7 protein-coding genes are annotated in these 10,920 nt (G+C 41.5%); 2 read left to right on the top strand and 5 right to left on the bottom strand.

Features of this window, described 5'->3' with window-relative positions; all coding sequences use genetic code 11:
* Nucleotides 1–70 (bottom strand): helix-turn-helix domain-containing protein (locus VB836_RS30345; protein ID WP_407659655.1); only part of this gene is annotated, 70 nt, incomplete at its 3' end.
* 203 nt (nucleotides 71–273) lie between these two features.
* On the opposite strand from VB836_RS30345, the gene VB836_RS11780 reads away from it, so the two are divergent.
* Nucleotides 274–480, top strand: a complete 207-nt coding sequence (locus VB836_RS11780) for a BrnA antitoxin family protein (RefSeq protein ID WP_323219506.1) — start codon at nucleotides 274–276, stop codon at nucleotides 478–480.
* A 140-nt stretch (nucleotides 481–620) separates the two neighbouring features.
* Here the strand turns inward: VB836_RS11780 and VB836_RS11775 are convergent, their stop codons facing one another.
* The 3 genes from VB836_RS11775 to VB836_RS11765 form a co-directional block, all read right to left on the bottom strand.
* Nucleotides 621–3,764 (bottom strand): cadherin domain-containing protein, encoded by a 3,144-nt coding sequence (locus VB836_RS11775; RefSeq protein WP_323219505.1) that lies wholly within the window; start codon nucleotides 3,762–3,764, stop codon nucleotides 621–623.
* 734 nt (nucleotides 3,765–4,498) lie between these two features.
* The gene (gene crtD, locus VB836_RS11770; protein WP_046281680.1) at nucleotides 4,499–6,043 is read right to left on the bottom strand and encodes a C-3',4' desaturase CrtD; all 1,545 of its coding nucleotides are present in this window, start codon (nucleotides 6,041–6,043) and stop codon (nucleotides 4,499–4,501) included.
* Nucleotides 6,044–6,310: 267 nt separating this feature from the next.
* On the bottom strand, nucleotides 6,311–7,735 hold the full coding sequence (locus VB836_RS11765) for an NADP-dependent isocitrate dehydrogenase (protein WP_323219504.1): 1,425 nt from the start codon (nucleotides 7,733–7,735) through the stop codon (nucleotides 6,311–6,313).
* A 356-nt stretch (nucleotides 7,736–8,091) separates the two neighbouring features.
* On the opposite strand from VB836_RS11765, the gene VB836_RS11760 reads away from it, so the two are divergent.
* Complete coding sequence (locus tag VB836_RS11760; protein WP_323219503.1) at nucleotides 8,092–8,820, top strand: hypothetical protein; 729 nt, start codon at nucleotides 8,092–8,094, stop codon at nucleotides 8,818–8,820.
* Nucleotides 8,821–8,936: 116 nt separating this feature from the next.
* Here the strand turns inward: VB836_RS11760 and VB836_RS11755 are convergent, their stop codons facing one another.
* The gene (locus VB836_RS11755; protein WP_323219502.1) at nucleotides 8,937–10,790 is read right to left on the bottom strand and encodes an alpha-amylase family glycosyl hydrolase; all 1,854 of its coding nucleotides are present in this window, start codon (nucleotides 10,788–10,790) and stop codon (nucleotides 8,937–8,939) included.
* Nucleotides 10,791–10,920: the final 130 nt, after the last annotated feature.

The following is a 10,920-nucleotide window of genomic DNA, read 5'->3' as shown; positions in this document are numbered from 1 at the left end:
CAAATAACTTGGCTAATGCCAATTTTTGGGAGGGTGTCGGGTAGCATCGGTAGCGATACCTGGATTTCATTTCCTTTGTTTAATCAACAAGCTTTATAATACATCAAGCTTGGAATAAAAAGCCGTCTTAGAAGAACGGGGCTTTCGACCCAAAATTTTCGGTAAGCGGGTATGGAAAAAAAACACAGCAATCACAGGGTAAAGGATGATTAGAAAAATCTCCGAGGAATCTTATTATCTTAATGGAGCCAAGTTGTACCCGCGCCATAGCCTATGCGTTGGCGTCAGGTACTTCACTGTGATATTCCACCTCTAACGGATGAGTTTTTTGAGAATGCCATCCTGAGAGTAGCAGCAGCCCAAGCTCTTAACCTGATTCAGTTAGATGCTGATATGATGGCATGGTTTCGAGAGCTTGGGGCAGAGTATAGAAGCACGATTCATTTAGTATTGCGGCGTTATATAGACAGCAGGAAATAGCTTGGGAACAGAAACTATGAGCGAAACCGGGTTTCTTTATAAATCTGTTGTTAGGAAGCCAAAGTAATCGCTGAAACTCGGTTTATATTAACTTTGGATACAAGTATTAAAGACTAATGCAACAAGTGCAAACTTGTCAATTACAGATTCATAAAACTGTTTTCTGTTACTGAAAATGCCGCCACATTGTTTAAAATGGCAATAGGTTGATTCAGTTCCAATATACCGATAACAGTGGAAGTATCCCGTTGAAAAATAGCTAAGTCTACAAAGCTAAGACCCTGATCGAGAACAATTAAATCTTCACCGACTTGGAAATCTTCAACGATATCGGTTCCACTACTAGCAGATAATACAAAATAATCTCGATCTTCTCCCCCGGTTAAGGTATCATTTCCTTCGTCACCAAATAGCCAATCTTCTCCGGCTTTTCCTTTCAAGACATCGTTATCTTTTCCACCATGAAGACTATCATTTCCCTCTCCGCCACAGAGAGTATCTGCGGCTTGATTTCCACTGAGAACATCATCTCCATTTCCACCAATTAAAGTATCTTGACCACCGTGAGCGAGTTCATCTTCTGTATCCCCAAACAGGGTATCATTCCCCTCATTTCCGCAGATTTTGTCGTTTCCTAAATCACCAAATAAGAGATCATCTCCGGTTTCACCAAATAGAAAATCATCTTCTTTTCCAGCTCGTATTATATCATTTCCTGCACCTCCCATGAGAGTATCATTATTCTGATTTCCACAGATGAAATCATTTCCATCGCCTCCCCAAATCATATCTTTTCCGCCTTCAGTGGAGTTTGGGTCATCTAGATCACCGAATAACGTATCATCGCCTTGATCACCAGAAAGGGTATCATTTCCCAGATCTCCCCAGACTAGATCATTATCTTTTCCACCGTGAAGAAAATCATCTCCCTTACCCCCATAGACAGTATCTTCGCCTTGACCTGCTTGAATTAAATCATTGTCCTGATAACCAAATAAGACATCTTTTTCTTCTGTGTCACCAACGGGGTTTTCACTACCATTAGACCCGATAATTGTATCCGATCCGCGATCGCCACAAAGGGTATCATTTCCTTGATCACCGAAGAGTTGATCGTCACCTTGACCCCCGTAGATCATATCATCGTCTTCATCTCCCATCAGCATATCTTCACTCTCATTTCCTGAGAGGAAGTCCCGACCCAAACCGCCACTTATCCAGTCTTTTCCATTGGTGTCACGACTGAGGGAAAATTCATCATCTTGACCTCCTAAAAGAGTGTCATTTCCATCATCCCCAACGAGGGTATCGTGACCAATATCACCGCGAATGTGATCATCACCATTACCCCCTTCAACCCAGTCTTGACCCTCGACTCCGTTGAGAATATCATTCCCACCAAAGCCAAAAATAGCTTCATTACTTGAGTGTCCAGTGAAAGTATTATCGGCTTCACTTCCACTCCATGAAATCTCCATTACATTAGTAATATTAGCATTAAGTGTTGGATGAGAGGGGAAGGAAACAGTTTCTATTTCAGGAATTACTGAACATCCACAATTTGAATTATTTCCGACGGGGATAGATGTAGGTGAGTCGTTGTTTTCTTCTCCATCATCGGTTCGCGGAATAGTGGTATCGTCTGTGTCTTCGGTTGGAGGAATAGAGGGTGAGTTAGGAGTTTCGTTATCGTTTCCTCCATCATCAACAGGAGTTTCGTTATCGTTTCCTCCATCATCAACAGGAGTTTCGTTATCGTTTCCTCCATTATCAACAGGAGTTTCTTCTCCTCCATCATCAACAGGAGTTTCGTGATCGTTTCCTCCATCATCAACAGGAGTTTCTTCTTCTCCATCATCAACAGGAGTTTCGTTATCGTTTCCTCCATCATCAACAGGAGTTTCTTCTTCTCCATCATCAACAGGAGTTTCTTCTTCTCCATCATCAACAGGAGTTTCTTCTTCTCCATCATCAACAGGAGTTTCTTCTTCTCCATCATCAACAGGAGTTTCTTCTTCTCCATCATCAACAGGAGTTTCTTCTACTTCGTCTCTAACAGTAATATTGAGAGTTTGAACATCGGTTAAACCGTCGGAGTCAGTAACAGTGACTTCAATTTGATAGATATTATTTTGATCAATATCTGTTGGGTTCTCGAAGTCAGGAGACTGTTTAAAGTTTAATTCCCCTGTGATCGGATCAATAGTAAATAAGTCCTCATCCTCTCCCCCACTGATGCTATAGGCTAAACCGTTTCCTTCGCTATCTCTGTCGTCTGTTGCGTTAACGTCGGTAACTAATGTATTATTTTCAGGGATAGAAATATCCGCTTTTTCACCCTCTCCATCGCTAGTAATTTTGGGCGGTATTTTGATATCTTTTTGAATAAAAATTCTACCCACCGAAATCAAGTCTAAACTGCCGATAGGATTGCCTTGCAAATCATTTTCTGGGGTATTTAGGGGGAAATCACTTAAACCCACTAAATCATTATTTTCATCAATGTCTTGCGAAAAAAGTGAGAATCCATAGAAGGTTTGATTGTCAGCAATATTGAGATCTTGGTAGCTGATAAAAATTCCTGCTATTGCTTGTGAATTTGGCAAAATTCTGCTGGAAACTAAATTATTTTGGCTGGAATCTTTTCGCATCACTTCAGCACGAATTGAATGGGATGATTGTCCCCAACTGTCTACACTAATACTCTGCAAAGTACCAAACTGAGTCGGATTTCCCTGTTCATCAATTGCTGTAATAGCTGCAATTTTAAACGGATCATTTCCGCTTCTTTCTACCACTAAAAACCCAATTTTATCTAAAAATTCTTCTGGGCTAGATAATCCGTTGGTTGAGACTAAATCTACTCGTTCAATATTATTAATATTACCGTCGGGATTTCCCTGGTTCGCAAAAATATTATCGGTTCCTCTATTAATAACATCACTCAGCAAAGTTTCTTCCATTGTTGAAACAAGAGAAGGTTTTAAAGACAGGTCATTTTCAGACCTACTTTCTTGTTCAAACCAAATAACTTGTCTTTCTCCTTGGACTTGATTGTTATTAACTCGCTTGATATTTATTTGATCAACAAATGACAGCAAATCATAGGTTTGATCCTGATTATTTGTAAATCCTTGAATAATCAGGTTGTTTTCTTCTCCAACCTGAAAATCGTGATTGAAGGTTTTTCTAGGAAAATTAACTTCTTGGGCGGTATATTGATCTTCAGTATTTTCGGGAAGATTATCGTAGACAGCAATGATATCTTTAATAGGTGTAGTCATAGTTACGCACTCCGGTTGAATTCTAAACTCTCAATTAGAGTTTTATTAAATCTGAACAGTTTAATTAAGGATTTTTATGGGATTAATTGAGGCTACGAGATCGACAGCCTATGTGATATTTCGAGGGTTGTTAAGTCTGTCAATTCACATCTACGTGTTTTTTCGGACTACTGCAATAACTCCAGTGTAATTTACTCAAAGATGAATGTCCGTATTTTCTCGGTATCTTTACAGAATTTTTACAAATTCAATAATTTCCCAAAAATTAGATAGGATCAAATAAAAAGTTGATCAAAAATTTATATGGTATGTTATATTTGACTTTATATCAGATCGGTAAAACAGCTTGGTATATTAAGGTTTGTAGCTCTATTTATCTGTTGAGAGTCAAACAGAGCTTAGGATGATATCAGCTTTAATTTTGGTTCTCTAATTTCAGAGATAATACTGTGTTTTTTGTCATTCATTCTATCCGTAAAAACACGTAAGTTTGATTAAACTTCAAAACTTTTTATGTTTTTCTCAAAAATAGACAGGTTTTAATCAATTTTCTCCTTGGTGAGGTTAGGGGGATCAAGCCCCAGGAAAAGTAAACTCACCACCAAGACACAAAGACACCAAGATTTACTCTTGGTGTTCTCTATATGGTATGATCAGGAGTAAAAAGCCAATGCTCGCCAAAGTTACCGGGTTCTTGGGATTTACTTGACAAAAGGCGCAAACTGCTGTCAATTCTACAAACTGGCTTCTATTTGTCGGACTACGGTTAACGCCGAATAAGACACGCCAGCAGTTCCCTCACCCGGATGCGTACAGTCTCCAACAAGCCACAACTGTTTAATGGGGGTTCGGTTGGCAAACCCAAACGGGCCAAAAGTAGGAATTCGTTGACCCACGCCCCCAACCACGCCTTGATCACGAGCGGTAAAATGAGCGAAAGTCCGAGGGGTAGCGGCTTCTTGGTAAATGAGGGTTTCTGGGGTGAGGTGAAAATAGCAACTCAGGCGGGCGATCGCTTCTTGAGTATACTGTTGTTTTAAGGCTTGATAGTCGTCACAATTCCACCATTGGCGAGTATCGGTAAAACTCGAGGCGGTAATGGTGGCTTTCCCTTGGGGTGCGCGTCCATCGCCGGGATGACTCACCGAAACAAACAATGAGTTATTTTCACCGATTAACTGATTATAATCATAGAGAAATTGTAGATGAGGCGGACATCCAGCCGGAATTGCCGATTGATCCACACCTAAGTATACAACAAACGCGCCAGAAGCTGGAGGCAATTTATCAACTCGGTATTTATAACCTTGTTGGAGAAGCTGAGAGGGCGTTTGAGGTTGACTATTACCCATTCCCGTCAGTTGAACTAAATTCTGAGTAGTAACATTTGCAATAATAAAATCAGCCGTTTCTCGCCAAACTTCGCCTGTTTTCTGATTTTTTACCCTCACCGCCACCGCTTTTCCTTGTTGGGTTTCTATGGCTTCAACACGATGACGCATTAACAGTTTACCGCCATCTCGTTCTAAAGCTTCAACGAGGCGATCGCTCAACACCTGCATACTGCCTTGTAAATGATACAACCCTTGGGGTGCCTGAGAAACGCCTAAAGCGGTTGCAGCATACAATAACGCCGTTTCTTCAGTATCAACTTGAGAGTAAAGTTTTAGTTGTAGATCTAAAAAAGTTTTCAGTCGTAAATTGTCGTCTAACTTGAACAAACGCAACGCATCTGCTACTGTAAAAAAAGTAAAGGGAAACGTGATCGATGTATCCGGACGAAGGGCTTTTATCAGTTGCCAGAAATCCCAAAGATTGCGAGGTGGCAAGACCGGATCACGCCCTTGAAACCGCCAACTGGCTTGAAATAATCGGTTCATTAATTGCCAAAACGCCTCGCTACCGGGAAACTGTTTTTGACGTTCATTTTGCCATTTTTGCGGATCTCGCCAAACATTAATGGGTGAGGTTTCATTGGGAAGAAATACCGCACAAGCCGGATCACAAGGCGTTGCTTCGGGAAGTTCAATATTAAGTTCTGAAAAAATCCGATGATGAATACCACCCGGTTCGAGTCCCGCGACTTGAGTGGCGCCGACATCAAATGTAAACCCCCGGCGTTGGAAGGTAGAAGCACATCCTCCGGGAATGATGGCTTGATCAAAAATGAGAACTTCGTAACCCCTGCGGGCCAGTAACGCGGCGGTGGTGAGTCCCCCAATTCCCGCTCCTACAACGATAACTCGCGGTTTTGACTGATTTCTGTGAACCCTTGACATGGATAGGCTTAATATTTCTTAACATTTTCTATCATAATTCAAGTTTTTGGTTCTTCCGAGTCTGGTCGGGGTAATTTCTCTTCATTCCCTGTCCCCTAAGATTACCTTTTGCCTATTGCCTACTCTAAAATTAACACCCCTATTAAATACTAAACGCCCAATTGTTCGGGCGTTTTTTTGAGGTTTGTTTCAGAGGAAATTGTGCGATCGCCACTCAAAGAAAAAGGGATCTCTGCGACAAGGGGAATTTTTATGCAGTGAGAAAGTTTATTCCTTGAAGTATTTGATCATCGCTTCAGCAAATTCAGAACACTTTAACTCAGGGGCGGGAGGTTCCATCAACCGGGCTAAATCATAGGTAACTTCTTGGTTAGAAATTGCAGCTCCTAGTCCTTTTTTGATCAAGTCTGCGGCTTCTTGCCATCCCATATATTCTAACATCATTACCCCGGAAAGAATTAACGATCCAGGGTTAACGCGATCTAATCCTGCGTGTTTTGGGGCGGTGCCGTGAGTCGCTTCAAAAATGGCACATTCATCCCCAATATTTGCACCAGGCCCCATGCCTAAACCGCCAACCATCGCAGCAGCAGCATCGGATAAATAATCTCCGTTGAGGTTCATGGTTGCTAAGATAGAATATTCAGCAGGTCGGGTTTGAATTTGTTGGAAAATACTATCAGCAATGCGGTCATTAACCATGATTTTTTCTTTCCATTTCCCATCGCCGTGCGTTTCCCAAATTGCCTCTAAAACTGCCGCTACTTCCTGAACAATTTCTTGGCGTTTTTCGGGCGTTAACCCATCATAACCCGGTTCAACTTGACGAGCATTATCTTCATTAGACAGATCCGGATTTTTTTCTTTATTGCTCAAAATCCAAGATTCTCGCTCGGTAATACATTCGTTGCGAAACTCACTCGTTGCCAGTTCATAACCCCAATCTCTAAATGCACCTTCGGTATATTTCATAATATTCCCTTTATGCACTAAAGTCACCATTTGTTTGGCTTTTGGCAACCGCAAAGCGTGTTGAATTGCCCGACGAACTAAACGTTGAGAACCCGTTTTACTAATCGGTTTAATCCCAATCCCGGAATCGAGGCGAATTTGTTTTTTACCATGTTCGGGTGTGGCTGGAATTAATTCATTGTTGAGGATATGAATCAGTTTTTGAGCAATTTCACTGCCTTCTTTCCATTCAATTCCCAAGTAAATATCTTCTGTATTTTCCCGATAGATAATCACATCCAATTTTTCCGGGGTTTTGTGAGGTGAGGGCGTACCCGCATAATATTTACAAGGACGAACACAAGCGTAAAGGTCGTTAATTTGACGTAACGCCACGTTTAACGAACGAATTCCGCCACCGATAGGGGTTGTGAGAGGGCCTTTGATGGCGACTCCGTATTCTTTGATGGCGGTGAGGGTATCTTGGGGGAGATACTGATAGGTGCCATACTGTTCACAAGCCTCATCTCCGGCATAAACCTTAAACCAGCTTATTTTTCGTTTGTCTCCATAAGCGGCTTCTACGGCTGCATCTAACACCCGTTGGCTAGCCGGCCATAGGTCGATACCCGTACCATCTCCCCGAATAAACGGGATAATCGGATTATCAGGTACAACGGGTTCGCCATTGTTGAAGGTAATTTTTTCGCCTGTGGTTGGAGGGGTGATTTTTTCGTACATGGGGTTATCCTGTCACATCAAATTTAGCTTGCAAAACGGATATTTTGATTTTGATCCGTTGAGTGCCTTTTTCACGATTTTTGACGACAACAGCAACTGATTGGCAAGAAATCTACAATTTCTTTAGAATTGTTGTGTGCATCAAGTGAAAATCAAAACATAGAATGGGATGAATTTACCGAATCTTGTGATACAAAGTTTGCCAATTTCAGAGAATCTTCAATAAAATTAAGATAGACTCATAAACCTTTTCAAAAAATTATAGAAAAATTTGTCAAACTATGCTGAACTTGTTATTAAACGTTCGTAAGAGAAAAGTAGGCATTTTATGAGTGTCTATAACCAGGGAACGAACGATGAAAAACCTCAACTCAAAAGCGGTGAGTTTCTTAAGCGTAGCCGCAACTGTATTGTTAATGTCTAGTCCGGCTTTGGCATCCACCTACAAAAGCACTGGCGGAACCACAGCCCTCTCAATTAAACCTGATACAAATTCAACATTAACCGGAATTTATTCTACAACGCTGAACAAGCGTAGAGTAGTCGGAGAGATCCGCATTACAGAAAAACAAGGCGGTGGCGGTTCTTACACCTATCAAGGCACATTTTCGGATCGCGGTTTAGATGGCCAGGGAGAATGTATTGGTGATATTAGCATTGTCCGGCGTCAGATTGCTCGTTCTGGGAAAATGGCTGCAAAAGTCACCTGGAAAGTCAAAGGCGGGCCAACCTGTGCTTCAGTCGGCCAAAGCTATGTATTAGACTTAGTGGAAGCCTTGCCTTCTCCTGATGCTAAAGGAGATTTTAACTGGAATAATTCTGGGACTTGGTTATCTCAACCGTTGCGCTCTTCCACATGGCCGAAATGGAAAGTAACCTCGAGTGATGGTCAACTCAACTGTCGAGAAAAACCCAATGGAAAAATTCTACGGGTTTATCGGGTAAATGTTGATCAAATTGAAGCGAATAAAAACCGTTCTAATGCCTTTGAGTTAAGCCCGGGAAAGAGTCCTTGGTTATTAACAAATCAAGGCTGTTATGTTCGGGCGAATAAGCAGTATATTCAACCGCTTTCCATGCCTTAATCTAATAAATCTGATTAAAAAATAATTCCCCCTCGCTTTCTAGAAGGTGAGGGGGTTCAGATGTTACAGGGATAATGAAAGCCTCTTGCTTTTAATCAGTCAAAAAGGAAGATCGATCAATCATTAACCTCTTCAACATCTTCATGATCTTGAGATAAAATCAATGCACTGTAGGGGCCGATCGCAATATTTCCGTTATAGTCTAACCCATCTTTTTCACCTTCTTCCGCCAGAATATCATTCCCCCCATAATTGCCAAAATCGGAACCATATTGTTGGGAGTCACTATTAAAGCGTACCCGCCAACCTCCCCCTTTAGGAAAGCCTAAATTGTAACTTTCATAGCTGCGATCTGCTAGATTAACAACAATCACAACATCATCTTTCGGGCCACCTGTTTCCCAACGATGAAAGGCGAGAAGTTTATCCGTATTGTTAACATGATAAACACTCACACTTTGGCCGAGTAAGCCGCGAGTATTACCGTCTATATTCCGGCGTAAACGAATTAAATCTCGGTAAAGATTGAAAATTCCACGGAAGCTTTTACGTCGGCCGAGATCTAATGGCTCAGTGTCTTCAAAATCGTTATGCTCAAGGAATTCTTGACCCTGAAAAATCATCGGAATGCCGGGAGAAGTGAGAACTAAAACTGTACCTAACGTTGAGCGTTTGCGAGCAAACCAACCCTCAGCATTTCCCGACCAAACTTCCTCGGGAAGTCGAGGCTCATCGTGAGCTTCCAGAAAAATCACCCGCTCAAATACACTAGAATTATACTGATGGGTGATGGCATCTTGAATCGCATTCAAATCCCGAGAATGATCATCAGATGCCGTAATCACACCCCGAACTGGATGAATAAATTGTGGGTCCCATTGAGCATCAAATCCGGCACCACCGACACCTGTCTCTTTGGTTATCCATTCGTTATTTCTCAGGTCTTCTGCAATGGCAATTTTCTCAGGAAAACGGCTATTAACTTCCTCATTAATCCACTGCATCAGACTCCAACCCTCTGGAATTTCTGTTCCATCTTCTTCCATCGAGCGAATATTGAGAGTTGAATCCCAACGCAGTCCATCAATGTGATATTCGGTCAGCCACATTAAGACATTATCGCGCAAAAATTGACGAACTTCTGGACGACCATAATCGGGTCGAGTGTGTCCCCAAGCGGTTTGACCCCGGCGATCATTATAAAAGTAAATTCCACCGCCTTCATTTTCACTCCAGCCATCAAATTGCCACAAATCTAAATCACTGGGGCCGAGATGGTTATAAATAACATCTAAAATCACCATCATGCCATTTTTATGAGCAGCATTCACAAATTTTTTAAGTCCCTGTGAACCGCCATAAGCACTTTCAACGGCAAAAATATCAGAAGGGTTATAACCCCAAGAATAATCACCGGCAAACTCAGCACTCGGCATAATTTCAATGGCATTAATACCGAGTTCTTTTAAATAGGGTAATGCTCGGGCAGCGCTCTTAAAAGTGCCAGGTTTATCTTCAGATTTATCGTTGAAAGTGCCGATGTGCATTTCATAGATCACTAACTCATTCCAATTGGGAGGGGTAAAGTCGCGATCATCCCATTGAAATTGAGAAGAAATAATAATAGAATTTCCACTGGAATTTGTGACTTCTTTGGAGTAGGGATCTTTGCGTTTATAGCTTTCGCCTGTATCTTTGTTAACGATAATATAGCGATATTCATCACCGACTTGTGCTTCTTTAAAATCCCCATACCAGTAGCCATTTTCTTCACTATCTAAGGGATTTTCGGTCTCGGACCAATTATTAAAACTCCCCGTGACATAAACTTCTTTGGCATTTGGCGCCCATACCCGAAATGCTGTCCCTTGAGAATGAGGAATAGCGCCCATTCCTGAATAAGTCTGAACCTGTTCAATCTCGCCCATTAACATAGCTTTTAAGCCCTGAAAAAAAGTGTTGATGTTCATCGGTGTCAGCTAGAGTAAATTTTGCAGTCTAGCTATAATATAAAAGATGTCAAACGAACTACCCAGGCTGATTTGCCAGTACAAAAGGGATTTGGGTAATGATCGCAAGCGGAGCATTAAAACCACAATT

It is taken from the genome of Limnoraphis robusta BA-68 BA1, assembly GCF_034932365.1.
In the GTDB taxonomy this organism is placed as follows: domain Bacteria; phylum Cyanobacteriota; class Cyanobacteriia; order Cyanobacteriales; family Microcoleaceae; genus Capilliphycus; species Capilliphycus robustus.
Note: the sequence above shows the minus strand (reverse complement) of the source record. Positions and strands in the feature narration are given on the sequence as shown.

Bases quoted from the DNA above. Each gene is read 5' to 3' on its own strand.
- VB836_RS11760 (WP_323219503.1), top strand. From the start codon at position 8,092: ATGAAAAACCTCAACTCAAAAGCGGTGAGTTTCTTAAGCGTAGCCGCA.
- crtD (WP_046281680.1), bottom strand. From the start codon at position 6,043: ATGTCAAGGGTTCACAGAAATCAGTCAAAACCGCGAGTTATCGTTGTA.
- VB836_RS11765 (WP_323219504.1), bottom strand. From the start codon at position 7,735: ATGTACGAAAAAATCACCCCTCCAACCACAGGCGAAAAAATTACCTTC.
- VB836_RS11755 (WP_323219502.1), bottom strand. From the start codon at position 10,790: ATGAACATCAACACTTTTTTTCAGGGCTTAAAAGCTATGTTAATGGGC.
- VB836_RS11780 (WP_323219506.1), top strand. From the start codon at position 274: ATGCGTTGGCGTCAGGTACTTCACTGTGATATTCCACCTCTAACGGAT.
- VB836_RS11775 (WP_323219505.1), bottom strand. From the start codon at position 3,764: ATGACTACACCTATTAAAGATATCATTGCTGTCTACGATAATCTTCCC.